The organism is Chromobacterium sp. W521, assembly GCF_052805975.1.
The window spans coordinates 192213-218484 of the sequence record NZ_JBRBAF010000005.1 but is presented as its reverse complement, the minus strand read 5'-3'; the positions used below and the strand labels follow the sequence as shown (position 1 = coordinate 218484).

The 26272-nt window shown below is 60.4% G+C and carries 20 protein-coding genes, 3 tRNA genes and 1 CRISPR repeat array; of the genes, 7 read left to right on the top strand and 16 right to left on the bottom strand.

The window, feature by feature from the left end; all coding sequences use genetic code 11:
• Positions 1 to 5 precede the first annotated feature (5 nt).
• The 10 genes from ACUXV1_RS09465 to fdnG form a co-directional block, all read right to left on the bottom strand.
• Positions 6 to 566 (bottom strand): chemotaxis protein CheW, encoded by a 561-nt coding sequence (locus tag ACUXV1_RS09465; protein WP_019103017.1) that lies wholly within the window; start codon positions 564 to 566, stop codon positions 6 to 8.
• A 13-nt stretch (positions 567 to 579) separates the two neighbouring features.
• Positions 580 to 2217, bottom strand: a complete 1638-nt coding sequence (locus ACUXV1_RS09460; RefSeq protein ID WP_052370718.1) for a methyl-accepting chemotaxis protein — start codon at positions 2215 to 2217, stop codon at positions 580 to 582.
• Positions 2214 to 4508, bottom strand: coding sequence for a chemotaxis protein CheA (locus ACUXV1_RS09455; protein WP_446015239.1), 2295 nt, complete (start codon positions 4506 to 4508; stop codon positions 2214 to 2216). The genes ACUXV1_RS09460 and ACUXV1_RS09455 overlap by 4 nt, the downstream gene beginning before the upstream one ends.
• Positions 4498 to 4848: an STAS domain-containing protein gene (locus ACUXV1_RS09450; RefSeq protein WP_081554769.1), complete on the bottom strand. Its 351-nt coding sequence runs from the start codon at positions 4846 to 4848 to the stop codon at positions 4498 to 4500. Before ACUXV1_RS09450 ends, ACUXV1_RS09455 begins: the two co-directional genes overlap by 11 nt.
• A 13-nt stretch (positions 4849 to 4861) precedes the next feature.
• On the bottom strand, positions 4862 to 5230 hold the full coding sequence (locus ACUXV1_RS09445) for a response regulator (protein ID WP_019103013.1): 369 nt from the start codon (positions 5228 to 5230) through the stop codon (positions 4862 to 4864).
• A gap of 17 nt (positions 5231 to 5247) precedes the next feature.
• Entirely contained in the window at positions 5248 to 6255 is a 1008-nt protein-coding gene (locus ACUXV1_RS09440) for a hypothetical protein (protein WP_446015237.1), read from the bottom strand.
• A 148-nt stretch (positions 6256 to 6403) separates the two neighbouring features.
• Complete coding sequence (gene fdhE / locus ACUXV1_RS09435) at positions 6404 to 7330, bottom strand: formate dehydrogenase accessory protein FdhE (protein ID WP_081554771.1); 927 nt, start codon at positions 7328 to 7330, stop codon at positions 6404 to 6406.
• Positions 7327 to 7956: a formate dehydrogenase subunit gamma gene (locus ACUXV1_RS09430; protein WP_019103010.1), complete on the bottom strand. Its 630-nt coding sequence runs from the start codon at positions 7954 to 7956 to the stop codon at positions 7327 to 7329. Before ACUXV1_RS09430 ends, fdhE begins: the two co-directional genes overlap by 4 nt.
• Positions 7953 to 8828 carry a formate dehydrogenase subunit beta gene (fdxH, locus tag ACUXV1_RS09425; RefSeq protein ID WP_043640061.1) on the bottom strand — a complete coding sequence of 292 codons (876 nt, stop codon included), beginning with the start codon at positions 8826 to 8828 and terminating at the stop codon, positions 7953 to 7955. Before fdxH ends, ACUXV1_RS09430 begins: the two co-directional genes overlap by 4 nt.
• 9 nt (positions 8829 to 8837) lie before the next feature.
• A complete protein-coding gene (fdnG, locus tag ACUXV1_RS09420) occupies positions 8838 to 11894 on the bottom strand; it encodes a formate dehydrogenase-N subunit alpha (protein WP_446015235.1) in 3057 nt (1018 codons plus the stop codon).
• Positions 11895 to 12028: 134 nt separating this feature from the next.
• Between fdnG and fdhD the strand changes: the two genes are divergently transcribed.
• From fdhD to ACUXV1_RS09395, 5 genes are all read left to right on the top strand, one after another.
• A complete protein-coding gene (gene fdhD / locus ACUXV1_RS09415; RefSeq protein WP_446015234.1) occupies positions 12029 to 12838 on the top strand; it encodes a formate dehydrogenase accessory sulfurtransferase FdhD in 810 nt (269 codons plus the stop codon).
• Between the two features lie 217 nt (positions 12839 to 13055).
• Positions 13056 to 14282 carry an aspartate kinase gene (locus ACUXV1_RS09410; RefSeq protein WP_048414282.1) on the top strand — a complete coding sequence of 409 codons (1227 nt, stop codon included), beginning with the start codon at positions 13056 to 13058 and terminating at the stop codon, positions 14280 to 14282.
• Positions 14283 to 14343: 61 nt separating this feature from the next.
• A tRNA-Ser gene (locus ACUXV1_RS09405) sits at positions 14344 to 14437 on the top strand.
• Positions 14438 to 14509: 72 nt separating this feature from the next.
• The gene (locus tag ACUXV1_RS09400; protein ID WP_446015233.1) at positions 14510 to 16081 is read left to right on the top strand and encodes a tyrosine-type recombinase/integrase; all 1572 of its coding nucleotides are present in this window, start codon (positions 14510 to 14512) and stop codon (positions 16079 to 16081) included.
• Between the two features lie 379 nt (positions 16082 to 16460).
• Positions 16461 to 16868 (top strand): DUF4354 family protein, encoded by a 408-nt coding sequence (locus ACUXV1_RS09395; protein WP_446015232.1) that lies wholly within the window; start codon positions 16461 to 16463, stop codon positions 16866 to 16868.
• A gap of 197 nt (positions 16869 to 17065) precedes the next feature.
• Here the strand turns inward: ACUXV1_RS09395 and ACUXV1_RS09390 are convergent, their stop codons facing one another.
• The 3 genes from ACUXV1_RS09390 to ACUXV1_RS09380 all read right to left on the bottom strand — a co-directional run bounded on the left by ACUXV1_RS09390 (position 17066) and on the right by ACUXV1_RS09380 (position 19535).
• The gene (locus ACUXV1_RS09390) at positions 17066 to 17764 is read right to left on the bottom strand and encodes a hypothetical protein (RefSeq protein ID WP_446015231.1); all 699 of its coding nucleotides are present in this window, start codon (positions 17762 to 17764) and stop codon (positions 17066 to 17068) included.
• A 189-nt stretch (positions 17765 to 17953) separates the two neighbouring features.
• Complete coding sequence (locus tag ACUXV1_RS09385) at positions 17954 to 18841, bottom strand: hypothetical protein (protein ID WP_446015230.1); 888 nt, start codon at positions 18839 to 18841, stop codon at positions 17954 to 17956.
• Between the two features lie 61 nt (positions 18842 to 18902).
• Positions 18903 to 19535, bottom strand: a complete 633-nt coding sequence (locus ACUXV1_RS09380; RefSeq protein ID WP_446015229.1) for a recombinase family protein — start codon at positions 19533 to 19535, stop codon at positions 18903 to 18905.
• Positions 19536 to 19975: 440 nt separating this feature from the next.
• Here ACUXV1_RS09380 and ACUXV1_RS09375 point away from each other — a divergent pair.
• A tRNA-Arg gene (locus ACUXV1_RS09375) sits at positions 19976 to 20052 on the top strand.
• Positions 20053 to 20058: 6 nt separating this feature from the next.
• Positions 20059 to 20133: transfer RNA gene (locus ACUXV1_RS09370), tRNA-Glu, on the top strand.
• A gap of 107 nt (positions 20134 to 20240) precedes the next feature.
• Here the strand turns inward: ACUXV1_RS09370 and ACUXV1_RS09365 are convergent.
• From ACUXV1_RS09365 to csy3, 3 genes are all read right to left on the bottom strand, one after another.
• Positions 20241 to 22919: a TonB-dependent receptor plug domain-containing protein gene (locus ACUXV1_RS09365; RefSeq protein WP_446015228.1), complete on the bottom strand. Its 2679-nt coding sequence runs from the start codon at positions 22917 to 22919 to the stop codon at positions 20241 to 20243.
• 150 nt (positions 22920 to 23069) lie between these two features.
• Positions 23070 to 24537: direct repeats of the CRISPR family, unit length 28 nt; unit sequence TTTCTAAGCTGCCTGTCCGGCAGAGAAC.
• A gap of 129 nt (positions 24538 to 24666) precedes the next feature.
• On the bottom strand, positions 24667 to 25224 hold the full coding sequence (cas6f, locus tag ACUXV1_RS09360; protein ID WP_114155328.1) for a type I-F CRISPR-associated endoribonuclease Cas6/Csy4: 558 nt from the start codon (positions 25222 to 25224) through the stop codon (positions 24667 to 24669).
• 3 nt (positions 25225 to 25227) lie between these two features.
• The gene (gene csy3, locus ACUXV1_RS09355; protein ID WP_446015227.1) at positions 25228 to 26265 is read right to left on the bottom strand and encodes a type I-F CRISPR-associated protein Csy3; all 1038 of its coding nucleotides are present in this window, start codon (positions 26263 to 26265) and stop codon (positions 25228 to 25230) included.
• Positions 26266 to 26272 lie beyond the last annotated feature (7 nt).

Sequence of the window (26272 nt, the reverse complement as noted above, 5' to 3'; positions counted from 1 at the left end):
GCCGCTCAGGCCTTTTCCGTTTGGGTTTCCGCTGCGGTTTCCTGCTGGCCCAGGCTGGAGATCAGGGCCATTTCATCGACCGACAGCACTTTGTTGACATTGAGCAGCACGATGAAGTGGCCGTCCAGCTTGGCCATGCCGGCAATGAAGTCGACGCGGATCTTGCTGCCGAACTGGGGCGGAGGCTCGATGTCTGCGTCGGGAATGGCCAACACTTCGTGCACCGCGTCCACCAGAATGCCGATCAACTGCAGCTGGTCCTCTCCTTCAACCTCGATGATGACGACGCAGGTGCGGCGATTGATTTCGGTTTCGCCTCGGGCGAAGCGCAACGACAGGTCTATTACCGGCACCACCGAGCCGCGCAAATTCATCACGCCGCGAATGAAGGGCGGCATCAGCGGCACATGGGTGGGTTTCAAATATTCCAGGATTTCACGTATTGCCAGGATGCCGATGGCGAAGACGTCGCCGCCCAGCTGGAAGGTCAGGTATTGGCGTGCGTCGGTCTGCCCTTCGGCGGAGACGGCGTTGTCGTGTTTGCGCTGCAGATGGAGCGGTTTCATGGCGCTAGTCCGGTTAGAAACGGATGAAGTCGGACTCTTCCGCCAGCGGCGGGTGCAGCGGTTTGTGCTGCAGCACGGACTCGCGCCGCGCGCGCGGCGCGGGGTGGAAGGATTCGGCGGCGCCCAGCTTGAAGTAGCCCATCAATTCGTGAAGATGTTCGGCCTGGTCGTTCATTTCCTCGGCGGTGGAGGCCAGTTCTTCGCTGGCGGACGCGTTCTGCTGCGTGGTCAGGCTCAGTTGCTGGATGGCGGAGTTGATCTGGCTGACGCCGCTGGCCTGTTCGTTGGAGGCGGCGGCGATTTCCTGCACCAGATCGGCGGTGCGGCTGCTGGAGCGGACGATTTCCTCCAGGAACTGGCCGGCCTGTTCGGCCAGCTTGACGCTGCTGCCGGCCACGCCGCTGATTTCCTGAGCGGCGATCTGGCTGCGCTCGGCCAGCTTGCGCACTTCGGCGGCCACCACGGCGAAGCCCTTGCCGTGCTCGCCGGCGCGCGCGGCTTCGATGGCGGCGTTGAGCGCCAGCAGATTGGTTTGGTAGGCGATGTCGTCGACGATGCCGATCTTATCGGCGATCTGACGCATCGCCTCTACGGTGCGGCGTACCGCCTCGCCGCCCTCGGCCGCCTCGCGCGAGGCCTTGGTGGCGATGCTCTCGGTGACGCGGGCGTTGTCGTTGGTCTGGCTGATGGACGAGGACATCTCTTCCACGGAGGCCGATGTCTCCTCAATGCCGGCGGCCTGTTCGCTGGCGGCCTGGGACAGCGCCTGGGAGGTGGAGTTGATCTGTTGCGCGGCGCTGGACAGCGCCTCGGAGCCGCTCTTGACCTCGGCGATGATGTTGCGCATCCGTTCTATGGTGACGGCGATGGCGGCGCACAGGCTGCTTTGGTCTCCCTGCCGCAGCCGGATTTCCGCGTCCAGATTGCCGTCGGCCACCTGACGCATCACTTCGGACACGTAGTGCGGTTCGCCGCCCAGAGTGCGCAGCAGGTTGCGGGTGATCAGCGTGGCGAGGCCGGCGCTGATCAAGGTGGCCAGCAAGGACAGCGCTATCATCACCCAGTGGGCTTGCTGATAGCTGGCGTCGGCCTGATTGGCCAGTTGGTCGTTGAGTTTGTCTTCCAGGTCCGCCAGCGCGGTCAGTTGCTGGTTGAAGGCGATCATTTGCGGAGCGATCTCGTTCTGCATCAATTTCTTGGCCTCATCCTGGCGGCCCTGATTGGCTAGATCCACCGCCTTGTCCACCAGGGCCAGCGTGGCGGGGCGCATATTCTGGATGCGGCTCATCTGCTCCAGTTCTTGTGGGGTGTTGTTGCTGGCTTGCCGGAACACTTCGGCCAGCTTCTTTTCCCTGTCCGTATAGATGATTTTTGCCGCCTGATAGGCTTGCAGCGCGTTGTTGATGTCGGCAGGCCCCTCGGCCAGCATCACGTTGCGGTAGGCAATCCGGATGTCCTGATTATCGCTGATCAATTGGCGCGCCAGCCGGCTTTCCGTGTTGTTGACCTGGGTGATGTCGCGCAGGGCGATATTGCTGACTTCCAGCCCGTACAGCGCTGCGCTGACGCAGATCAGCATCAGCGCGATGATCAGGCCGAAACCCAGCCCGAGCTTCTGCGCGATGGACATGCCGTGTTTGTATTGGCTCATTGGGCGCTCCTATCCGTTTTCGCCGCGGTGTTTGTCGTGCCAGCGTCCCATTCCCGGGCGGGAAGCAGTGCGTACCGCTCCGCCTCTTTTTGGGTGGCATGGTGGATCAGGGCGGGCACGTCGAGAATCAAGGCGACTTCGCCGGTGCCCAAGATGGTGGAGCCGCTGATGGCCTTGAGATGGCGGAACAGGTTGCCCAGCGGCTTGATCACGGTCTGGAATTCGCCCAGCAGGGCATCCACCACCAGACCAGCCTTGCGATCGCCGTAGTGGACCACCACCACGTTGCGGCGTTTGGCCGCGACCGACGGCAAATCCAGGAAGCTGTCCAGGCGCAGCAGCGGCAGCAACTCGCCGCGCAGATTCAGGCAGTCGTGAACGCTGTCTTTGTCCAGGGCGGCGGGTAGTTCTATGCATTCGATCACTGCTTCCAGCGGCACCACGAAGGTGGCGGCGGCCACTTCCACCAGGAAGCCGTCGATGATGGCCAGCGTCAGCGGCAGCCGGATGCGGAAGGTGGTGCCGAGCCCGAGTTCTGATTCGATGTCTATGGTGCCGCGCAGCTGCTCTATGCTTTTTCTCACCACGTCCATGCCGACGCCTCGGCCGGAGATGTTGGTGACCTGGTCCGCGGTGGAGAAGCCTGCCTCGAAGATCAGCCGGAACACGTCCTGCTCCGGCAGCGCGGAATCGGCGGGAACCAGGCCGCGTTCCACCGCCTTGGCCAGGATGCGCTCTTGGTTGAGGCCGCCGCCGTCGTCGGCCACTTCGATCACGATGCTGCCGGACTCATGGTAGGCGTTGAGCCAGACATGCCCTTCCGCCGGCTTGCCGCTGGCGAGCCGGCGCTCCGTGGTTTCGATGCCGTGGTCTATGGCGTTGCGCACGATGTGCATCAGCGGGTCGCCCAGTTTTTCCACCATGGATTTGTCCAGCTCGGTTTCCGCGCCGGAGATGTGCAGCTGGATGTCCTTGCCCAGTTCGCGGGAGACATCGCGCGCCACGCGCGGGAAGCGGCTGAAGATTTCGCCGATCTGGATCATGCGCATGGACAGCGTACCGGCGCGGATCTGTTCGATCAGGTTGGCGATGGTTTGAGTGGCCTCCACCAGCGCGCTTTGCTGAGAACGACGCGCCACCAGGTTGGCGGCGGCGCCGGCGATCACCAGTTCGCCTATCAGGTTGATCAGGCTGTCCAGCTTGCCAGCCTCCACCTTGATGAATTTGCTTTCAGCCTGCTTGCCGCTTTTGGCGTCGCCGGAGGTCTTGACGCCGGCGCGGGCTGCCGGGGCTTCCTGGGCCACGTCGACGAGCAGAACAGGATCGAGGTCCGCGGTGGAATGTTCCTCCTGCGCCAATTCCACGACTTCCGCCTGCGGCGTTTCCACCTCCATCGCGAAGGACTCGTCGGGCGCGGCTTCCGGCTCGGCGGTCTCGGGTTCCAGGCCAAAGCGCAGCCATACCGCCTGCACCGCCTCGGCCTCCTCCGGCGCGGCGCTGGCCAGCGTCTGCGCTTGTTGTCGCGAAGTGGGCGGCCACGGCCAGATATGGACCTCGCTGTCTTCGCGGGCGAATTCGAAGACATCCAGCAGCGTCTGCTGTTCTTCCGGGCTGCGGTACAGCGCCTCCAGGCGCAGATAATTGGTTTCCGGATTGAAGGCGTCGCCGGCCGGCAGTTGGGTGGTGACGGCTTCGATCCGATCGATCTCGCCGATGGTGGCGAGATAGCGGATGAAGGAAGACGGGTCCATGCCGTTGCGCAACATGTCCGGGCCAAAGCGCAGCGACAGCAGCCACTGCTCCGGCTTTTGCGCGTCGGGCGCGGCCGGAGGTTCGGATGGGGCCGCTGCGGGCGGTGTTTCCGGGGGCGAGGTTGTTTCCGCCGCATCCTGAGCCGCGGCGCCGCCGGCCGCGCGGTTGTAGGCGATCAGCTCGTCCAGCAGTTCGGTGTCGGCGAAGCGCTCCAGGCTGTCCTTGGCCGCCAGCGCGGTGAGCATCTCCTTGACGTGGTCGTGGCAGCGCAGCAGCAGGCCGGTCAGCATATCGTCCAGCCGCAGGGCGCCGTCGCGCAGCAGGTCCAGCACGTTTTCCACCTCATGGGTGAAGCCGACGACGATGTCCAGACCAAACAGCCCGGCGGAACCCTTGATGGTGTGCATGGAGCGGAACAGCGCGTTCAGCTGTTCCGTGGTGGTGGAGTCGGCCTCCGCGTCCAGCAGGATGCTTTCCATCTCCCCCAGCAGATCGTTGGACTCTTCGAAGAAGGTTTGCAGCGCCAGTTCAAGATCCATGCGCGGCCTCTTCCAATGAGAGCTCGCCTTGCAGGCCGACGAGTCGTATGAAGTCCTGAGAGGCCGGGCTGGGGGCGATGAAGCGCAACGCGACGCCCTTGCGCAGGCTTTCCCGGCGCAGCCACAGCAGCACCTGGGCGATGGCGCAGTCCAGTTCTCCGACACAGGACATATCCAGCTCGATGGCGGCGTGGCCGGCCAGGGCGGCGTGAAGCTGCTGATGCAGTTCCGCCGCCTGGTAAATGGTTTGTTCTCCGCTGAGCGTCAGTTGGAAAACGTCGGCGGACGGTGTGGCGGGCGCGCCGTCTTGGGCGTCTGATTTTTTGCGGGTGCGCGGCATGTCGGGCTCCCGTTCAGGGCAGGATCAATTTGGAAACGGCGGTTAACAGCACCGGCGGCTGAAATGGTTTGACCACCCAGGCTTTGGCGCCGGCGGCCTTGCCCTCCTGCTTCTTTTCCTCGGAGGATTCCGTGGTCAGCATGATGACCGGAGTGAATTTGTAATTGGGATGGACCTTGATATTGCGCAGCAAGGCGATGCCGTCCATCAGCGGCATGTTCACGTCGGAGACGATCAGATGGACTTTGCGTCCGTCCAGCACATCCAGCGCCTCCTGGCCGTTGCCGGCCTCCAGCACCTCATAGCCCGCGCCGGCAAGCGTCATGCGCACCACCTGTCGCAGGCTGGCCGAATCATCGACGATGAGTATGGTTTTGGCCATCGGAAGCGTTCCCCGGATCAAAAAAAGGTAATGTTGTTTTGGTTATTGCCCGATTCAGTCTTGTCGCTGCTGTGCAGGACGCGCTGCTCATGGGTGGTATAGCTGTTTTTCAAGGCCTCTAGCCAGGCTGCCGTGTCCGGCGGCGTCGGCCGCTGTTTGGTATCGATCAGCGCCTGGCTGAAGACGCTTTCCAGCCTGCGCATGTCGTTTTGCACTCCGCTGAGGATTTGATCGACCCTATCCTGGAATTGCAGTTGCACCAGGATGTCTTCCAGCGCCTGCTGCAAGGATTGAGACTGAGCGGCCTCTTCGTCCAGAACGGCTTCTTTATCTTGCGCGGCGGGGTCGGCGGGGTTTAGCAGCGTGTGCGGCCGCAGCGGCTCGTGCGCCATCTGCGCCAGGCTGCCCATCGCCTTGTCGATCTGGTTTTGCAAACGGGACAGCTGTTCCAGCGTGTCGCTGCCCAGTTGCTCGATGCTTTGCTCGCCGTCCAACTGGCGGCCGCTGATCAGGCTGCGCACCAGGTTTTGCAGGGTATTGGCCGATTGGCCCAAAGTGTGCAGATGGATGGCGAGGTCGGTTTGTTGTCGGGTGGCGTTTTGCAAGAGCTGCAGCATGTGCTTGAGCCGGCTTTCCGCCTGCGCCAGCGCCGCTTGGTCGGTGTGCTCGCCGGGTTTGGGCACCGCGCCGCCGACTTGGCGCAAGATGCCGTCGAAGCGCAGGGTCAGCCGGTTGGCGGCGTCGTCCATTTGTTCCTTGCCCAAGGAGATGTGGCCGGCCCACAGTGGGAGCAAGGCGCAAACATGGCTGGCGAAGCCCTGCCAGTAGGCATCCGGGTTTGGCGTCTCCTCCGCGGCGTCGACCGGAGAGGGCCAGCTCAGCGCCAGCGCCAGTGCGACGGAGCTGAGCGCCAGCCCGGCCCAGAGCAGGGCATGCCCCCAAAACAGCCAGCACAAGACGCCGCCATTGATGGCCAGCCCCAGCAGCAGGCGGTTTCTTGGCGTCAGAGGCGGGAGCAGAGCCATGTCGATTAACCGGAATAGAAAAAAGTCATACCTTTTTTGTAGTTGTTGGTTTTTTCTTATGCAAACGGCCGGAGCGGCCAAGCCGCTTGCCTAGGCAATAAAAAAGCCTCCGTGAAGGAGGCTGGCAGGGTGGAAACAGAAGCGCTTCTCAGCCGGGGAACAGCAGCGGATTCACCCCGCTGCGGGCAAAGCCGCGCTGCTCCAGCTGCTGATCCAGCGCCAGCGAGGCCAGGTCATCGGCTGCCGGCTCGGCGTTCAGGTCCTTGTCCAGCGCCAGGATCTTCAGATAGCTGCCGCAGTCGCCGCAGCTTTCGCCTCGCACCGCGGCCTGCTGGCTGTCGCCTTGCTCCAGCGACCAGTAGCCGATGTCGCGCGTGGCTTCGCAATTGCTGCACTTGGCGCGCACCAGATGCCATTCGCTTTCGCACAGACTGCAGTGCAGGTAGCGCAGGCCGGACTCGTTGCCCAGACGCACCACGCTGGCCACTGGCGGCATCGCGCACACCGGGCACAGGTGGCGGGCGTCGTCGGGTTCGGCCACCGCGGCAACTTGCAATTGCGAGGCCAGCTGGCTGAAGTAAACCGACAGCGCCGCCCACAGCAAGGGCGCTCGCGCCGAGCCGACGGCGGCGAAGTCCCCGTCCAGCAGCGCGCGCGCGGCGCTTTCCAGCGCGTCGTCGCTCGCCTGTCCCAGCTCGCGCGCCACTTCGCCGGCGGGGCCGGGCAGGGCGGAGAGTTCCGCGCATAGCGCGCGCAGCAGGCCGCGCCAGACAGGATCGCGCGGCCAGGCGGCTGCGCCCAAGGGCGGCAGGCCGTGTTCGGCGCAATGATGGAAGTAATCGCCGCGCTGCGGCAGCGCCACCGGCTGTTCGCGCACCAGCCGGTGCTGAGCCGCGGCGATGCGGGCGGCGAACGCCAGATAGGCCGCCATCGGGTGGCCGTCGGCCAGCGCCGTCAGGCGCTGGCTGCGGGCCAGATAGCGTTCGGCGGGCTGGGGCAGCAACAACGGCGGGATCTCTCCCGCCGCGGTTTGCAGCCGGCCAGCCTCGTCCAGGGGGACGATGCGTATGCTCATGGCTTGTTCTTGTCTCCGGTCATTTCACGATACCAACGCGGATGATGCTTCTTGGCCCAGGCGTGGGTGACCACGCCTTCCACCATTGCCCGTATCGTGCCGCGCACCCAGATGGCGGCGTAGACGTGGACGATGATGCCGGCGATCAGGATCAGCGCGCTCCAGGCGTGCAAGAGCAGCGCCACGCGTATCACCGGGATGGGGAAGTACATCGCGAAGTACGGCCGCCACATGATGAAGCCGGTGCACACCAGCACCAGCATGCAGCCGGTCATCAGCCAGAACATACCTTTCTGGCCGCCGTTGTACTTGCCGATGTCGCCGACCTCGTGGCCGGACAGCACCGACTTCACCGCCATCATCCACTTCACGTCTTCCTTGTCCAGGAAGTTGTGATGCCAGTAGCGCAGGAACTGGCGCGCGAAGCCGAGGAACATCAGCACCCCGACGAAGGGGTGGATGATGCGCGCCAGCTGCGGGGTACCGAATACGCCGGTCAGCCAGAAGAAGGCCGGGTAGAAGAAGGCCAGGCCGGAAATCGCCAACAGCACGAAGCACACCGCCACGATCCAGTGGTTGACGCGTTCCGCCGCGCTGTAGCGCTTGATCAGCTTTTCCTTGCTCATGCCTGTTCCTCCTCTTCCTCTTCCGCCTTATTGGGGCCGACGCCGATGTAGTGGAAGAAGCCGAACAACACCGAAGCCGCCAGGCCGATGGTGGACAGCGGCTTGAGGATGCCCTTCCACAGGCTGACCACCGGGCTGATCTTGGGATCCTTGGCCAGGCCGGAATACAGCTCCGGCTTGTCGGCGTGGTGCAGCACGTACATCACGTGAGTGCCGCCCACGCCTTCCGGATCGTACAGCCCGGCGTTGGCGTAGCCGCGGGTTTTCAGTTCTTCCACCCGCTCGTGGGCGTAGGCCTGCATATCGGACTTGGTGCCGAAGCGGATGGCTCCGGTGGGACAGGTCTTCACGCAGGCCGGCTCCTGGCCCACCATCACCCGGTCGGAGCACAAGGTGCATTTATACGCCTTGTTGTCCTTCTGGTTGATGCGCGGGACGTTGAACGGACAGCCTGAGATGCAATAGCCGCAGCCGATGCAGTGCTCGGACTGGAAGTCCACGATGCCGTTGGCGTACTGGATGATGGCCCCCGGCGACGGACAGGCCTTCAGACAGCCCGGGTCGGCGCAGTGCATGCAGCCGTCCTTGCGGATCAGCCACTCCAGCTTGCCGCTTTCCTCCACCTCGCTGTAGCGCATCACTGTCCAGCTGTGCGCGGTGAGATCGGCCGGGTTGTCGTAGACGCCGACGTTGCTGCCCACTTCGTCGCGGATGTCGTTCCACTCCGAGCAGGCCACCTGACAAGCCTTGCAGCCGATGCAGGTGGACACGTCGATCAGCTTGGCTACTTCGGCCTTGTAATCGCGCACTACCGGCGGCTGGGTGGGGCTGGCGGAGCGGCGCAGGATATCTTGCGATTGCAGTGATGACATGGTCGCTCCTTATACTTTCTCGACGTTGACCAGGAAGGATTTGAATTCCGGGGTCTGGGTGTTGGCGTCGCCGACAAACGGCGTCAGCGTGTTGGCGCTGAAGCCCTTCTTGGCCACCCCTTCATAACCCCAGTGAATCGGAATCCCGATCTGGTGCACCGTCTTGTCGCCCGCCTGCAGCGCGCGGATGCGCTTGGTCACTACCGCCTTGGCCTTGATGTAGCCGCGCTTGGACGAGACTTTCACTGTGTCGCCGTGAGCGATGCCTTTCTCCTTGGCCAGCGCCTCGCCGATTTCCACGAATTGCTCCGGCTGGGCGATCGCGTTCAGCCGCGCGTGCTTGGTCCAGCCGTGGAAGTGCTCGGTCAGCCGGTAAGTGGTGGCCGCGTACGGGAAGGCGTCGTGCTTGCCCATCTGTTCGCGGTCCGCGGCGAATACCCGCGCAGCCGGATTGGACACCACCTTGGGATGCAGCGGATTGGTGCCCAGCGGCGTTTCGAACGGCTCGTAATGCTCGGGGAAGGGGCCTTCCGCCATCTTGTCGAGCGCGAACAGCCGCCCCAGGCCCTCGGCCTGCATGATGAAGGGGCCCATGGCGCTGCCGGGCGGCTCGTCGGCCTTGAAGTCAGGCACGTCCACGCCCACCCATTTTTCGCCGTTCCACTTGATCAGCGTCCGCTTTTTGTCCCACGGCGTGCCGTCCGGCTTACAGGAAGCGCGGTTGTACAGCACGCGGCGGTTGGCCGGCCACGCCCAGGCCCAGCCTAGGGTATTGCCCAGCCCGGACGGGTCGCTGTTGTCGCGGCGCGCCATCTGGTTGCCGGCCTGGGTCCAGCTGCCGGCGAAGATCCAACAGCCGGACGCGGTGCTGCCGTCGGCCTGCATCAGCGCGAAGCCGGACAGCAGCTCGCCTTTCTTGGCCAGGAACTGTCCAGGGTTCTTTGGATCCGGGATGTCCGCCAGCGCCTTGCCGTTGAGCTCTTTGGCCAGTTCTTCCGGCTTGGGCTCGTGCGGGTTGCCGTAAGCCCAGGACAGGCTCATGATGGCCTCGGCGTTCTTGCCGCCGTCCTTGGCGTACTGCGCCTTCAGGCGGGTGAAGATGCCGGCCAGGATTTCCGCGTCGGTGATGGCTTCGCCCGGCGCGTCCGCGCCTTTCCAGTGCCATTGCAGCCAGCGGCCGGAGTTGACCACCGCGCCGTCTTCCTCGGCGAAACAGGTGGTGGGCAGGCGGAACACCTCGGTCTGGATCTCCGCGGTCTTCACATCGTTCTGCTCGCCGTGGTTTTTCCAGAAGGTGGAGGTGTCGGTGGCCAGCGGGTCCATGATCACCAAGTACTTCAGCTTGGAGAGCGAAGACACCACCTTGTTCTTGTCCGGGAAAGCCAGTACCGGGTTGAAGCCCTGACAGAAGTAGCCGTTGATCTTGCCCTGGTGCATCAGCTCGAAGTACTGCAGCACGTCGTAGCTCTTGTCCCACTTGGGCAGCCAGTCATAGCCCCACTGGTTGTCGGCGGTGGCCTTGTCGCCCCACATCGCCTTCATCAGCGAGATGAAGAACTTGGGATAGTTCTGCCAGTAGTTCATCTGCCCGTCGGCCAGCGGCTTGCTGGTGTACTTGGCCAGATAGGCCTCCAGCGTGGGCTCTTTCTCCGAGGGCATGTTCAGATAGCCCGGCAAGCTGGTGGACAGCAGGCCGATATCGGTCAGACCCTGGATGTTGGAGTGGCCGCGCAAGGCGTTGACCCCGCCGCCGGCCATGCCCATATTGCCCAGCAGCAGCTGGATCATCGCCATGGTGCGGATGTTCTGCGAACCGATGGAGTGCTGCGTCCAGCCCAGGGCGTACAGGAAGGACGTGGTCTTGTCGTGGGCGCCGGTTTCCGCCAGGTATTCGCATACCTTGAGGAAAGCTTCCTTGGGCGTGCCGCAGAGGGTTTCCACCATTTCCGGCGTATAGCGGGCCACGTGGTCGCGCATCAGATTGATTACGCAGCGCGGGTCGGACAGGGTGTCGTCGCGCTTGGCCATGCCCTTGTCGTCCAGCTGGTAAGTCCAGGTGGATTTGTCGTAGCTGTGCTTCTCCGCGTTGTAGCCGGAGAACAGGCCGTCGTCGAACTTGAAGTCCGGGTTCACCAAGAGCGCGGCATTGGTGTAGGCCAGCGTGTATTCCTTATTGTACTTGCCGGTTTGCAGCAGGTAGCGGATCACGCCGGACAGGAACGCAATGTCCGTGCCGGTGCGGATGGGGGCGTAATAATCCGCCACCGAGGCCGTGCGGGTGAAGCGCGGATCAATGACGATCAGCTTCGCCTTGTTGCGGGTCTTGGCTTCAATCGCCCAGCGGAAACCCACCGGGTGCGCCTCGGCCGCATTGCCGCCCATGACGACAATGAGGTTGGCGTTCTTGATGTCGACCCAATGGTTTGTCATGGCACCGCGACCAAATGTTGGGGCAAGACTTGCCACCGTTGGTCCGTGTCATACACGCGCCTGGTTGTCGACCGCCAGCAGCCCCAGGCTGCGGGTGAATTTGTGGGTGAGCCAGCCGGCCTCGTTGCTGGACGCGGATGCGGCCAGGAAGCCCGTGGTCAGCCAACGGTTGACGGTGACGCCATCGGCGTTTTTCTCGACAAAGTTGGCGTCGCGGTCGCGCTTCATGTGGGCGGCGATGCGCTCGAAGGCTTCGTCCCAGCTGATGCGTTTGAATTCGTTGGAGCCCGCTTCGCGCACTTCGGGGTAGCGCAGGCGGTTGGGGCTGTGGATGAAGTCGATCAGGCCGGCGCCCTTGGGACAGAGCGCGCCGCGATTGACCGGGTGGTCCGGATCGCCTTCAATGTGGAAAATATCGGCTTTGGCGTTTTTGGCGCCGTCGCCCAGGCTGTACATCAAGATGCCACAGCCTACCGAACAGTATGGACAGGTATTCCGGGTTTCCGTCGCGCGCATCAATTTATAGCTGCGCGTGTCGGCCAGCGCGGTTTCGGGCATGAAGCCCAGGGTCGCGATGGTGGTGCCTGCCATGCCGCCGGCGCAGAGCTTGAAAAACTGCCGTCTGCTGACTTGCATGGGTTTGTCTCCTTGGTATGAACCTGGCGCCCTTGACCCACCAAGGGCGCATTGCTCACTCACAGCGGAAAATCTATTATCGCCCTAGGTATCAATTAGTACAAACTATTGCAGCGGATGGCGGGCCAAATTCTATGAAAAAAAATGAAGCGCTGGAGCATGCGGCGCTTGAGCTGGGCATTCTAGATTGCCGCGATGGCGGCGCTCAGGCCAGGCAAGACTGGGTGGCGGTGGAAACCCCGGTGGCGCTGGTGTACAACGGCCTGTCCCACGTGGTGATGATGGCCAGCCCGATGGCGCTGGAAGACTTCGCGCTCGGCTTTAGCCTGGCCGAAGGCATCATCGCCCATTCGGGTGAAATCTACGGTATCGACATCCTTCCGGGCGAGCGCGGGGTGGAGGTCCATATCGAGCTGGCTTCGGCCCGGTTCATGGCCCTGAAAGAACGCCGCCGCCAACTGGCCGGGCGCACCGGCTGCGGTCTGTGCGGCGTGGAGCAGTTGGCCGAAATCCACAGGCCGCTGCCGCCGCTGCCGGTTACTCAAAGCTTTAGCCTGGACGCGCTGGCGCGCGCCTTGCCGGCCTTGCAGCAGGCGCAAAGCCTATCTCAAGCCACCGCCTGCGCCCACGCCGCCGGCTGGGTGACGCCTCAGGGCGAACTCCTGCATCTTAGCGAGGACGTGGGCCGTCATGTGGCGCTGGACAAGCTGATTGGCGCGCGCGCGCGCCAAGGCTGGAGCGATGGCGCAGCCGTCGTCACCAGCCGCGCCAGTTATGAAATGGCGCAGAAGGCCGCCGCCGCCGGCATCGAAATCCTGATAGCGATGTCCGCGCCCACTTCGCTGGCGGTGGAGATGGCCGCGCGCTACGGCCTGACCTTGATCGGCTTCGCCGGCCGCGGCCGCGCCAATCTCTATAGTTGTCCCGAACGTTTGCACATGTAATCCAACAGAAATAATCTGCCAGTAAACGGCATGGCTGCCGTGGATTGATGCCGGCAAGCACGGCAGCGCCGGCAGCTTGCGCCGCGATGCTCCGGCAGGGGCCGGCAGCCGGTTTTGCAATGCAATATCGGCGGTGAATTCCGTCTTGCAATTCTTGGCAAGTTAGGGTCAGAATCGAAGCTCGACATTTCAACCCTTTCGAATATAAGAAACAAGCATGGCACTCATCGTACAAAAGTACGGCGGCACTTCGGTTGGAACCACCGAACGGATCAAGAACGTTGCCCGCCGTGTCGCCAAGTGGAAGTCGCAGGGACATGATGTCGTGGTGGTGGTGTCCGCCATGAGCGGCGAAACCAACCGCCTCATCGCCCTGGCAAAGGAGATTCAGGACTATCCGGACCCGCGCGAGCTGGATGTGGTGGTATCCACCGGCGAGCAAGTCACCATCGGCCTGCTGGCCATGGCGCTGAAGGAAATCGGCGTGCCGGCCAAGAGCTACTGCGGCTGGCAAGTGAAACTGGTCACCGACAACGCCCACACCAAGGCCCGCATTCAGGATATCGACGACGCCGCGATGCGCTCCGACCTCAATGAAGGCCGCGTCGTCATCGTCGCCGGCTTCCAGGGCGTGGACGAAGACGGCGATATCACCACGCTGGGCCGCGGCGGTTCGGACACCTCCGCCGTGGCGTTGGCCGCCGCGTTGAAGGCCGACGAATGCCAGATCTACACCGACGTGGACGGCGTATACACCACCGATCCGCGCGTGGTGCCGGAAGCGCGCCGCCTGAAGACCGTCACTTTCGAGGAAATGATCGAAATGGCGTCCTTGGGCTCCAAGGTGCTGCAGATCCGCTCGGTGGAGTTCGCCGGCAAGTACAAGGTTCGTTTGCGCGTGCTCTCCAGCTTCGAAGACGAAGGCGAAGGCACCCTGATTACGTATGAGGAAGATGAAAGCATGGAAAAGGCCGTTGTCGCAGGCATCGCATTTGACCGTAACGAAGCGCGCATCAACGTCAAGGGCGTGCCGGACAAGCCTGGCATCGCCTACCAGATTCTGGGGCCGATCGCTGATGCCAATATCGAAGTGGACATGATCATCCAGAACGTGGGCGAAAACGGCGCGACCGATTTCTCCTTTACCGTGCCGCGCGGCGAATTCCAGCGCGCGCTGACCATCCTGCGCGAAGTGCAGACCCATATCGGCGCCGCCAAGATCGACGCCGACGACAAGGTGGCCAAGATTTCCATTGTGGGCGTGGGCATGCGTTCGCACTGCGGCATCGCCTCCACCATGTTCCGCACCCTGGCGGAAGAGGGCATCAACATCCAGATGATCTCCACCTCGGAAATCAAGGTATCGGTGCTGCTGGACGAGAAGTATCTGGAGCTGGCGGTTCGCGTTTTGCATAAAGTTTTTGGACTGGACCAGCCGGCGTAAATAATTTCGGATACACGCTTGACAGAGGGCGCAGCGCTAATTAATATGGCGCTCTCTGAACGGAGAAATGGCCGAGTGGTCGAAGGCACTTCCCTGCTAAGGAAGCATACGGGCTTAAACCTGTATCGAGGGTTCGAATCCCTCTTTCTCCGCCAGTTTGCACTAAGCCCTTGATTGGAAACATTCGAGGGCTTTTTTGCGTCTAGTGGCCCCACAGAGGGCCCATTATGGTCCCACACTTCATCGTTTCCTTCCAAGCACTGCCCGCCATTGCTGCCTGGCATGGGCACACCCGTATGGCACACATCCGCACGAACACAGGTTCCAGAAGCCGCAGAAAGGCTCCGCTGCTGCGAGTGAAGCTCCCGCAGTGCCTCGGAGGGCTGGACTTCTCGATGTCTCTGCGTAGGCTGCTAGAAGGTCAGCAGAAAGCCTTCATGTGCCTTGTATCAGCAAAGGTTGATATACTCGCTATCCATCACAAACGGAGGGGGATAGCGTTGAGCAGTAGTCACGACATCAAGCGGGGGATATTGGCTGATCTGGAGCGTTTCGAGTTGGAGAGCATTGCCAAGGGCAAGTTGTTCGAGGTCTTCGAGGATATCGAACCGGATGCGTGCAGTGTTGTGGGTGGGTTGAGCCAAGCAGCTGACACGCTCGATGACATGCTCTCGCAATTGGGCTTTGCGACGGACATGAATGATCGCCAAGAAATGCACCTTCGCTCGTGTTTGAATCGTGCTCAAGCGGCGGCACTGCAAGGTGATTGGGCGGCCTTTCGCACGCTCCGGGAGTCATTGGCTGCCAGCGTCCAGTCAGCCCCGTCAGCGGCCCCTGTAGAGGTTCCATCACGCCCTGTCTACACTGTTCAAGCGGCCATTGATGGCTTCATGGCTGAGAAGGAAGCGGGCAGCTTTGCAGCCAAGACGATGAAGGAGTACCGCACCTTTTATCCTGCACTCGCCGAGGTGCTGGGGGCTGACGCTGATATTGCTGGGGTATCGAGGGATGCCCTGCTGTCTTGGCGTGATGCCCATTTGGTCGATAAGGCTCCTGCTACTGTCAAGAAGCGGATTGGCATGGTCTCCACGTTCTTTAAGTGGCTGGAAGAGACCCAGCGCCCCCGCCTGCCCATGGAATGGTACAACCCAGCGACTCGCCTTCACCCCCAAAAGGGCAAGGCTGACCGTATGCAGCTGGATCACGAAGAGCGCAAGCGCTGGGAGGATGGAGAATTGCTCCAGATTCTAGAGGCCGCGAAGACCGCTCCGTATACCACCAAATGGATGACCCGTATTGGGGTCTACACGGGCGCTCGCTTGAACGAGATTGCTCAACTTCGCAAGGATGATGTGCGCAGTGGGGAGGATGGCTCGCTTTGGCTGCACATCTCGGATGACGGGCCTATGCAGCATTTGAAGACCAAGAATGCCAGACGTGATATCCCGCTTGGTTTTCCTCCCACGATGGCTCAGGAATTTATCGGCGAGTTGGCGATCCAGCTAGGGGAGAGAGTGTTCCCGGAGTTGAACTATCGGAAATCGGAGGAGTCATATGGGAACTCGGCGGGTAAGCATGTTAATGACAAGTTCCTGAAGTTGCTAAACCCGACCAAGAGCTTTCACGGCCTGCGCCACTCGCTTATGGACCGCTGTAAGCAGCGCGAGGTGAATGAAACGCTGGTGAAGGAATTCGTCGGACATGAGTTGGGTGACATCACTACGGGCCGCTACGGAAAGCGCTTCACCGTCGAAAAGATGCGGAAGTCCTTGTCTGTGGCTGGGGTGTGGGACTTCTAATAGTTGAGTCTGGCTATGTTGCACAGCCCTGGTGCTTTAGTTAAGTCTGTCGGAGACTTTTGTGAAAAATTTGATAGTGCGTGATGCGTCTGTGATCTTCAACATCAACAGTTTAGTTGGTTAAAAATTCAAGACAGTTCTTTTGATGCACTTAATTTGGGAGCAAAATATATGTCGAGGGGCACTAAGCGTAGGCATGGTTCGAGTAGGCTCTAGAATCCAGTTGCAATAGCTTTTTTCATCTATCTGGCTCGGCTTTTGAAAAAAAGACTTGTTCGGACTGCTTCTGGCTTGGATTTATTTAACCCCGCTTCTGTTTTTTATTCGTGAAAAACGGCTGTAGAAATTATTAACTAACTTCTTATAAGGCAGGTGTTCAATGAAAAAGGTATATCTGGTTCTTTTTTCTTCGCTTGTTCTACTTTCATTTTCTTCTGTTGCTGCGGAAGATGCACATAATAGTCTGATCATCGAGGCTGCTCCGTTTTCAGAGGGGACGGTAGTCGTTGACGGGCAGCCAAAATATGAGAAAAAATTTAAAGTCGCTGTATATAGTAAAACTAAGGAGCCTATTGAATTAACCGGCTTCGTTGGTTGTTACAAGGCATTTGATGAGAAAGGTAAAGAGTTTCAGTCGAGGACAGTGCAGCTGGATCTGTTGGGGGTTCTGAAGGGTGGCTCGAAAGAGGGAAAGGTCTCTTTTATCAGCGATGATGACTCTGTCTATAATGCTAAATTCGTTAAATGGTCTTCGCAGTGTCCGAATCTGGCCAAACGTCCGAAATAGGGTGGCGTAAAGATTGCACTGGGCTTTTCCATTGACTTATGTTAGAAGGAGCTTAAGTGTGCTAGAAATTGTCTGAATAAATTTTTCAAAAGGCTCATTGCCCTGTAAGTCATAAGATCAGGTTTGAGTCTTAAAATTTTCGGACTTATTCAGACGGTACCTGTCTGTATTCGAATTCTTTGTACACCTCTCTTTCGTCAGGAGTGGTCTTTGTTCTTGCCGTCCTGTAACCTATATAGGGCCGCTAACGCTGCTATGGTCTTTGCAGCCTGTTCGCCTAAATGTTTCAGCACACGGCCCGAACTCTGGAAAAACTTCCAATGCTTCTGTCCGGGCATTACCACTCTTCGGTGATATCCTCCCGCCATGCGGTGGGCAACTTTGCCAAGCTGCCACAACCTGTACTGCTCCGCCTCACTGCTTAATGGTGGATCAACCTTCAGCATCGCGTCCACGGCTATCAGTCGCGCTAACACCAGTTCGGGTTCTAGTTGCTTTACCCTGATCCGCATCCATGCCATACGGGCTTTCTCGGCAGGGGTCTTGTATGGGACGTTGGCTTGCGACTCGTAGTGTCCTGCCTCTCGCAATGTCCGATCTAGCTTCGCCTTGGCCCCTTGTGCTACTGGATGGTTTTGATTCGCCTTCAGCCATTCGTAAGTCCGTTTGGTGTATCTGTTCAGGTCCGGTGCACGGTAGCTGTCCTTGATCGCACTGCCGTGCCGCATGAGGCGTTGTTCGTGCATCTTGCAGTAGTGCTTGCCCACTCCATCGCCAACTGCTGCGCGGGTGAGCCTAGTACACATCGGCGCTTTGCATCTCTGGTGTTCGTCGGTCTGTTTGGCTCTAGCCGCGATGTACTCTGCTCGCTGGTGCCGCTTCTGGAGCTTGCTCATCTGGTTGTTCCCCTTTCCTTATATCCTGTCTTTTCGGCTTGCTTTATGGACATCTTCATCTGGCTATCAATCTCTTGATAAATTAAAAAAATCAATAGCTTGTTGCATATGTGTTCGTGTGAAATGTTTGAGGCTGCTCCAAACTTTTCAAGCCTCGGATAGTGCCCTGAAACCAGTCCATAAGCGGCGTCAGTAGCCCATCTGCTCGTACATGTCCTCAAGGGCTTTCTCCCCTTCATGTCCTTCTTCGGCTGCTTGGCGTTGATCCCATTCGTAATTGTTCAGGTCTTCCATTCTCCAGCTGACTTCCACGCCCAAATGCTCGGCCTCCTCCCGGAGTACTGACCAGAACGCGGGATCGTTCAACATCCCCGGCAGGTGTAGCCGGATGGCTTTACGGGCTTTCTGCTTGGCCCTTTCGATCTGCTTCAGTCTTCGTTCTTCTGAGTCGCCATCATCCTTGGTGTACGCGTCCCAATCTCTACCGGCTACTTCCTTCCATCTGGGAAAGTCTTGGGTGTCTTTCTGACGGAGTTCATCCAGCCGCTTCTTCATCAGGCTGACGAGAGATTTCGAGATACCCAAGGTTGTGGACAGCTCCCGCACGCTTGCACCCTTCAAGGCTTCTGGCGAGTCGATGATCTGCCGCCAAGCCGCTTCAATCTCTTCTGACCGGCTCATCTGCATTCGTGCCTTCTGTCCGGTCTTCAGGGCCAGTAGTCGGGCTTCTTGGGGCGTTCCTGCAAACTCTCGAACAGGAATGGAGTAGTCTTGCCTCTTGGCCCAATTACAGAGCGTGTAGGCTTCATACCGATGATGTCCATCCACAACCACATACCGGCCGTCCGTCTTTGCTATTACGTAGACAGGGTCAAGCCTGTACGCTCGCCCTTGCTCGTTCAGCTTCTCCAGCATCCGCTTCACGGTATCGGCGCTTCGATACTCCTGTGATCTGGCGCTGATGTAGTCACTATTCGCCCCAAAGTCCCGAATCTGGAACTGATCCTCGTCCATATCGATCAGGTTCAATCGAATGCGCTTCTTGGGGCCTAGCAGGGCCTCTACGTCCTTCGTCATCGTCTTGTCTCTTGGTTGCTGTGTTGAGCTATCCAAGGCCCTCTGAGGCCCTGAAAGCGGCTTACTGGCCCGGTTGCACCTGCCTGAGTTCCTTGGCTACCTTCGCCACCAATCCACGACTAATGCCCGTCAGGCTCACAATATCGTTCCAGCTCTTGCCCTCACCCAGTAGCCTGCGCACTCGCTCGCGCTTCTCCGTGTCCGGGGCTTGGCCTTTGTACTTCCCCTCGGCCTTGGCTTTCTGTACACCCTGTGCTTGCCGTTGCCTGCGGTTCTCGTAGTCCTTGCGTGCGATGGCTGCCAGCATGTCCAGTAACATGCCGTTCACCGCCTTCAACATCTGCCGCGTGAAGGTGTCGCTCTCCTGCGCTTGCAGGGCATTCCAGCTGGTTGGCAGGTCCAGCGCGACAATCACTAAGCCCTTGCTGTCGATGATGGCTCGCAGCTTGGCCCAATCGGCTTCGCTCAAGCGGCTGAGGCGGTCTACCTGCTCCACCAGCAGCACATCGCCTTCATGCGCTTCATCGATCAGCTTCATCAGTTCTGGGCGCTTGAGCGTGGCTCCAGACTCGTTCTCCGTGTAGTAGCAGGCAATCTTCCGCCTGCGTTCCTGCGCAAAGTCAGTCAGTTGTTGTTTGGCTCGCGTGGCATCTTGTTCCTTGGTACTGGCGCGAAGATAGGCACGGATGAACATGGTGTGGTTCTCCTATTTGGGTGCGTGCAGTCGCTATCAATATTGCAAATGGTACACAACGAATGGTCAACGATCAAGTGGTTCACGACACATCCAATAACGGTGTTCATGCACCGTCTAAATTGACCCATCTTGTTGGTTGTCGTGAGGTATACCCAAGATGAACCATGAAAATGAGAATTGTGGGGAGAGTGGCAGAGCTAGGCCGGATAGGGGGAATTGCGGGCTTTGTTGAATCAGACACCGCCTCGCGAAAATTTTTGCTGTTTTGCTGATTTTGGAAAAAAACTCAGAACAGGATGTTGACAAAGGTCCCATAAAGGTCCCATAATTTGCACCTCTTGATCGACAACGCAGCAGGCACTGTTGCTTGAAACTTCAAGGGTTTGGCACTTTGTAAGTGGGTGTTTTAGTGATTCCCTCTTTCTCCGCCAGTCAGCGCACCCGTAGCTCAGTTGGATAGAGTATCTGGCTACGAACCAGAGGGTCGGGCGTTCGAATCGCTCCGGGTGCGCCACTTGATGTCCCTATAGTTTAGCGGTTAGAACACCGCCCTTTCACGGCGGTAGCCGGGGTTCGATTCCCCGTGGGGACGCCAGATTCAGAAAAGCCCATCGCGCAAGCGATGGGCTTTTTGCATTGCGCCGTTGCTTTGAGCGCAGGCGGCGGCAGGCCGCCCGCGCGGATCGGCGCAGGCCGTCTGGCTCAGAACTTGTGGTTCAACTCAACCCACCACTGGCGGCCATAGGGCAGATAACTGCCCACCGGGTAGTAAGGCCAGCCGCTGGTGTCGTCGCGCTTGATGGTGTCCAGCACATTGTTGACGATAAGCCCCACCGACGTCCGCTTGTTCCACTGGTACTGAGTGCTGAAATTGGCCAAGACCGTGGGCGTGAGATTGCCGTTGCCGCTGGCCTTGGGAATCTTGCCGTAGCGGGTCAGCAGCACGGTGGACGACCACGGGCCAATGTCCCAGGTCAGGCTGGTATCCAGCTTGTCCGGCCAATCGGTGTTTTCCGGATCGTTCAACATATTCTTTTCCGCATCGCCGGCAAACTGCTGGTAAGTGTGCTTCAACACCTTGGTGTAATTGGCTTTCAGCAGGAAGCCGCCCCAGTTGGCGGTTTTCCAGCGCAGCTTGCCTGCGATGTCGAAACCGCTGGTGTGCTCGCTGGCCGCGTTGATCGGGTTGACGATGATCTGCTTGATCGCGCCCGGATTGATCAAGGCATTGGCTGGATTGCGCTGCACCCGGCGCAATGTGTCCTGGCACAGCTGGGATGACGCGTCCAGCATGCCGGCGCGGCACAGCGCCTCGTCGCGCAGCAGTTTGTCGCCGCTCAGGTCGGTGACTAGATCGTTGATGGCGATATCCCAGTAATCCACCGAAATATCCGCGCTGCTGCTGGGCGACCACACAAAGCCGAAACCGTAGGATTTGCCGTTTTCCGGCTTCAACGTCGCGTTGCCGTTCTTCACGTAATCCGCGCCGGGCGACATGCTTTTGTAGTCGCAGCTGGCCAGCGGTTGGCCGGCCTGGGCGCAGCGCCAGTAATCGGTGCTGGACGAGTAATAACCGCGGCTCTGGGTCAGGAACAGGTAATTCATGTCCGGCGCGCGGAAGCTGGTGGCGTAACTGCCGCGCAGCAGCAGCGTGTTCAGGGGCCGGAATTCCAGGCCGGCGCCGTAAGTGAACTTGCCCGCGCTGCTGTCCGGCAGTTGGTAGCGGTCGTAGCGGCCGGACAGGGTCAGGTTCAACTGCTTGAACACCGGGATGTACAGTTCGCTGCCCGCCGCCTGACGCGAGCGGGTGCCGCCGGCGTGCACGGCCGGCGAGGTGTTGTAGAAGGCGCCCTGGTTGATCAATGGGTCCGGATCGTTGCTGAAGCCCTGGCTGCCCCATTCCAGCGTGCCGGCCAGCTTCACCGCGCCGGCCGGCAGCTTGAACAACTCGCCGCTGCCGCTCAGGCTCAGCGCCTGCAGCCAGGACTTGTTCTGGCTCACCGAGCGCCCGGCGATGCTGTCGAACTCCGCCTGCGTCAGCCGGCGGTTGAACGGCCCGGCCGACGGAGCGTAAATCGGCACGCCCTTGGCGTCCACGCCCTGCTGCTGGCCCAGGAAGAAGCTGTCCGCATTGGCCAGCAGCCGCGGCGCGATGTTCTGGCTGGTGTAGATCGACGCGTTGTAAGCGGCTTCATAACTCCAGCTGCTGTCCGGCACCGCGCCGCGCAGGCCGAACGTCAGGTTGGCCGCCACATCGTCCCACTTGCGGTTGTAACGGCTGGCACCGCCCATCTCCTCCGGCGACAGCAGCCGGGTCCAGGCCTCGTAGCGGCCGCTGTTCTGGTTCAGGAAATAGCCGCCGTTGCCGCCGGCGGAGGTCCAGCTGGGGCCGCGGGTGTTGTTCTCGCTGTGATTGAAGGCCAGCAGCGCGTCGCCAAAGAGCTCAAGATGATCGTTGAGCGCGTAGTTCAGGCTCAGATAACCGTTTTGGCTTTGGTTGGCGGTCTGAACCGTCCAGTACGAGGCCTTGGCCAGCGGGCTGGCGCAGACATTGGTCTTGCTGGTGCGGTAAGCGCGTACGCTGCCGGCGTACAGCCCGCCCAGGTCGCCGCAAGTCGAGCCGGGATCAATGAATTTGCCGGTCTTCACATCTTTCTGAGACCACACCGTGGTGGGGGCCGCGCCGTTGACGGTATTGTCCGCCATGAAGCCGCGCTGGCGCGACCAGATCGGGTTGCGCTGGCTTAACTCCAGCGCGTAGACCAGGTTCAGCTTGTCCCAACTCTTGCCGCCGCTCAGCTGCAGGCGCAGGTTTTCGCCGCCGTGATGCTCGCTGCCGCCGGCCTTGACGTTGACCGTGGTGCCGTCGGCCTTCTTCTTCAGGATCACATTGACCACGCCGGCAATGGCGTCGGAGCCGTAAATCGCCGACGCGCCGCCGTTGAGCACCTCGATGCGCTCAATCATCGCCGCCGGGATATTGGCCAGATTGACGAAGTTGACCGAACCCTCGTAAGCCACCGGGTAATCGGCGATGCGGCGGCCGTTGAGCAAGGTCAGCGTATGGTTGGGGCCCAGTCCGCGCAGGCTGATGGCGTTGGCGGCCGGGGTGAAGGTATTCCCGAAATCCGCGCCCTGAGTGAAGCCGGTGTTCTGTGCCAGATTGTTCAGCGCGTCGTAAACATTGGTATAACCCTGTTTTTCGATATCGGCCCCGGTCAACACCGTGACCCCGGTGGCGCCTTCCTTGCCGGCGCGCGCAATGCGCGAACCGGTGATAGTGACGCTGTCCAGCGTGTTGCCGTCGCTGGCCAGCACCGGCAAGGCTTGCCCTGCCAAGGCCAGCGCCAGCGCGGAGAGAGTGAAATGTGGATATGCCATCGTGGAACGCCGGCAGGGCCGGCCCTTTCTTGATTTTGGAAAACAAAATCTAGCACGATTGCATATATGTTAAAAATCTGGAAAATTAGATTGTTATTCAAATTGAGAATAATGTGATTGGAAGGATTGCGGGGGAGGGGTTGGGGAGCCTTTCTAGGCGGCCTAGCCGGCAGTGAACTGACAGAGCCGTTACCACGGACTGGCCCCCCATTTCTAAGCTGCCTATCCGGCAGAGAACAAGAAGCTCACTGCCAAACGAGCCACCATCGATTTCTAAGCTGCCTATCCGGCAGAGAACCCTGTGTTTGATGCCGAACGCCACCCGGTCTGTTTCTAAGCTGCCTATCCGGCAGAGAACATGAGCGCCGGCACACGGGTCAGCTTCGTGAATTTCTAAGCTGCCTATCCGGCAGAGAACATCTCTCTATCGTGTTTGTCCGGCCATGGCTTTTTCTAAGCTGCCTATCCGGCAGAGAACCGCTCATGCGCAGAATAACGCCTGGCCAGGATTTTCTAAGCTGCCTATCCGGCAGAGAACAATACCGCGTTAGCATCCGCCCTATCTTTCGATTTCTAAGCTGCCTATCCGGCAGAGAACCAATCGCATTCCCGGCTTGGTATCAGCCCTATTTTCTAAGCTGCCTATCCGGCAGAGAACAATCTGAGGCGGCAAAGCGCACTGTGTATCTTTTTCTAAGCTGCCTATCCGGCAGAGAACACCGCCCTACGCCTCGGTCGTTATTTTGATATTTTCTAAGCTGCCTATCCGGCAGAGAACCCATAGAAGCGCACAGACCCAGTGGCTGGTTCTTTCTAAGCTACCTATCCGGCAGAGAACGGCGGGCACAAAACGCCCGCATGGGGCCCCTATTTCTAAGCTGCCTATCCGGCAGAGAACGGCGGGCGTTTCGCAACAGCCGCAGATTCTAATTTCTAAGCTGCCTGTCCGGCAGAGAACAGACCAGTGCGCAGGGCCTACCGATCCCGATTTTTCTAAGCTGCCTGTCCGGCAGAGAACGATTGCCCGGTGCTGCGCGAAACCCTTGGCATTTTCTAAGCTGCCTGTCCGGCAGAGAACGGCGGACACCCGCACTATTTCGGCTGGTGGCTTTTCTAAGCTGCCTGTCCGGCAGAGAACCGTGGACCTTCCGGCGTATGAACAACCAACCATTTCTAAGCTGCCTGTCCGGCAGAGAACGTGGAAACCAAAGAACGCAAAACTTTGATTGATTTCTAAGCTGCCTGTCCGGCAGAGAACGGGATGCGGCGCGAGGCGGCAGAACGGCTGAGTTTCTAAGCTGCCTGTCCGGCAGAGAACCATCATTGTGCCCTTCTGGCTTTTGCCGCCGTTTTCTAAGCTGCCTGTCCGGCAGAGAACTTCACAGGAACACCATCGCTCAGTACCTGCGCTTTCTAAGCTGCCTGTCCGGCAGAGAACTTGACAAAGTTGTTAACAGTCGCCCACAGCCATTTCTAAGCTGCCTGTCCGGCAGAGAACGAGCCTTCGCCGGTACAAGTATTTGTCGTTGTTTTCTAAGCTGCCTGTCCGGCAGAGAACAAACCGAAGACGTAGCGGCGGCATACTCGGACTTTCTAAGCTGCCTGTCCGGCAGAGAACTAGACCCTTTCTCCCGCAAACCCGCGCCAGCCGGGGAAAGCATCGCTTTCCCCAATAAAAACCCTTTTATCCCGCCCCGCGCCAAGACATTGATTTAAAAGGCTTGGCGGCGGGGCGCGAAAAAAAGGGTTAGAACCACGGCACGGTGGCGTCGGGGCTGAGGCCGAAGGTGTTGAAGCGGCCGCTGCGGGTGGCTGGGGCCGGGCGTTGCTCGATGTGCAACTGATAGCGCTGGCCGGTGCTGGCGCTGTTGAGGGTGAGGAAGGGCAGGGTTAGCCGGCGGGCGGCGCTGTCCGGGAAGCGCTGCGCGGCTTCTTCCGCGCTGATGCCCAGCCGCCGCACCAGCCGGCGGCGTTCCTTGTCCGGATTGGTCTTGGCCTGCTTGCGCCGCACCTGCCAGGCTTCCGCCTGAGGCGGCACCAGCTGGATGGCGGCCAGCGCGATGTGGTCGCGCATGCCGCTGAGCCAGTCGCCGGCCATCAGCCGCTGCAAGGCGGCGTGGCCGCCGTGCAGGCGCAGGGTGTCGCCCAGCGCGGCGGCCGGGGCCGCGCGCGGGAAACTGACGCCGATGTCGTCGCGGCCTTGCTCGCTCAGCGCGCGGTGCAGCTTGGCGAACAGCGCGTTCATCAGCAGCGTGGGCGCAAACTCCGGGTCCGGGCGCAGCCGGATGTCCAGGTAATGATCCATGGCTTACTCCGCCGCGCCGAACACGCCGCCGCGGATCAGCGTGGCCAGCACAAAGTGCTGGTCATGCTGCGACGGAGCCTGGTCTTTCAGTACCCAGTTGTCCAGCAGGGTGTAGAAGTCGGACTTGGCCTTGGGCTGGCGGCAGGCCTTGCCCAGCGTGGTGACCGAGCCGTAGGGCTCCACCGCGATGGGGCCGAGTTGCTCGGCTTCCGGGTGCCAGTCGTCTATGGTGCGGATGGCGTTGCCCAGTTTCTGCGAGTGGATGGCGGCAATCTTCAGCGCCCCTTGCTCAATGGCGTACAGGGTTTTGCTCTTGTCGCCGCGGCCACGGTCCAGAATCAGCTCCTGCGAGGGGAACACCTCCTGGCCGGCGCCCAGCCGTGCAAAGGCGGTGATTTGCAGCAGCAGATGGCGCTGACCAGCCAGGCCGGCGGCGATGGCTGCGGCCAGTTGTTCCAGCGCGGCGGCCTGGCTGCCGGGGTCGAAGTGGCGCAGGGACAGCGCCAGCGCGTCGAATTGCCATTGCTGCGCCGGCTGGCCTTGCTCCAGCAGCGCCACCCGCACCTCCACCTGCTCTGCGCCCACGCGGTTGCGCCACAGGAAGCGGCCGTTGGCCAGGTTGCAGGCATAGCGGCGCGCCAGCTCGGCAAAGCCGTAGGCTTGCACATAGCCGGCCACGGTGGCGCGCAGCTTGGCCTGGTAGGCGCTGTCGTTGCAGGCGGACGGCGCGCCGACATTGCCCAATACCCGCAGCGTGAAGCTGACTTTCAAGGTGTCCGCATGGTGCGGCAGTGCGGCCACATCCACGGTTTGCAGATTGGGGTTTTCAATCTGCGCGTCCAGCTTGGCCGGGTCCTGGTCTTTGGTTTTCAGGCGGTTGGAAATGGTGCCGCGCACGGATTTGGGAACAACAAGAACCGGCTCCCAGCCGGCGTGCTGCTCGCGCTGTTGCCAGTCGCCGGCGTGGAACAAGGCGTCGGACGGGTCCAGCTTGCGTTCAAAGGCCAATACGGTAGCGGTTTTCAGCGGTGCGGTGCTCATGAGGCTT

Bases quoted from the DNA above. Each gene is read 5' to 3' on its own strand.
- ACUXV1_RS09465 (WP_019103017.1), bottom strand. From the start codon at position 566: ATGAAACCGCTCCATCTGCAGCGCAAACACGACAACGCCGTCTCCGCC.
- ACUXV1_RS09460 (WP_052370718.1), bottom strand. From the start codon at position 2,217: ATGAGCCAATACAAACACGGCATGTCCATCGCGCAGAAGCTCGGGCTG.
- ACUXV1_RS09455 (WP_446015239.1), bottom strand. From the start codon at position 4,508: ATGGATCTTGAACTGGCGCTGCAAACCTTCTTCGAAGAGTCCAACGAT.
- ACUXV1_RS09450 (WP_081554769.1), bottom strand. From the start codon at position 4,848: ATGCCGCGCACCCGCAAAAAATCAGACGCCCAAGACGGCGCGCCCGCC.
- ACUXV1_RS09445 (WP_019103013.1), bottom strand. From the start codon at position 5,230: ATGGCCAAAACCATACTCATCGTCGATGATTCGGCCAGCCTGCGACAG.
- ACUXV1_RS09440 (WP_446015237.1), bottom strand. From the start codon at position 6,255: ATGGCTCTGCTCCCGCCTCTGACGCCAAGAAACCGCCTGCTGCTGGGG.
- fdhE (WP_081554771.1), bottom strand. From the start codon at position 7,330: ATGAGCATACGCATCGTCCCCCTGGACGAGGCTGGCCGGCTGCAAACC.
- ACUXV1_RS09430 (WP_019103010.1), bottom strand. From the start codon at position 7,956: ATGAGCAAGGAAAAGCTGATCAAGCGCTACAGCGCGGCGGAACGCGTC.
- fdxH (WP_043640061.1), bottom strand. From the start codon at position 8,828: ATGTCATCACTGCAATCGCAAGATATCCTGCGCCGCTCCGCCAGCCCC.
- fdhD (WP_446015234.1), top strand. From the start codon at position 12,029: ATGAAAAAAAATGAAGCGCTGGAGCATGCGGCGCTTGAGCTGGGCATT.
- ACUXV1_RS09410 (WP_048414282.1), top strand. From the start codon at position 13,056: ATGGCACTCATCGTACAAAAGTACGGCGGCACTTCGGTTGGAACCACC.
- ACUXV1_RS09400 (WP_446015233.1), top strand. From the start codon at position 14,510: ATGGTCCCACACTTCATCGTTTCCTTCCAAGCACTGCCCGCCATTGCT.
- ACUXV1_RS09395 (WP_446015232.1), top strand. From the start codon at position 16,461: ATGAAAAAGGTATATCTGGTTCTTTTTTCTTCGCTTGTTCTACTTTCA.
- ACUXV1_RS09390 (WP_446015231.1), bottom strand. From the start codon at position 17,764: ATGAGCAAGCTCCAGAAGCGGCACCAGCGAGCAGAGTACATCGCGGCT.
- ACUXV1_RS09385 (WP_446015230.1), bottom strand. From the start codon at position 18,841: ATGACGAAGGACGTAGAGGCCCTGCTAGGCCCCAAGAAGCGCATTCGA.
- ACUXV1_RS09380 (WP_446015229.1), bottom strand. From the start codon at position 19,535: ATGTTCATCCGTGCCTATCTTCGCGCCAGTACCAAGGAACAAGATGCC.
- ACUXV1_RS09365 (WP_446015228.1), bottom strand. From the start codon at position 22,919: ATGGCATATCCACATTTCACTCTCTCCGCGCTGGCGCTGGCCTTGGCA.
- cas6f (WP_114155328.1), bottom strand. From the start codon at position 25,224: ATGGATCATTACCTGGACATCCGGCTGCGCCCGGACCCGGAGTTTGCG.
- csy3 (WP_446015227.1), bottom strand. From the start codon at position 26,265: ATGAGCACCGCACCGCTGAAAACCGCTACCGTATTGGCCTTTGAACGC.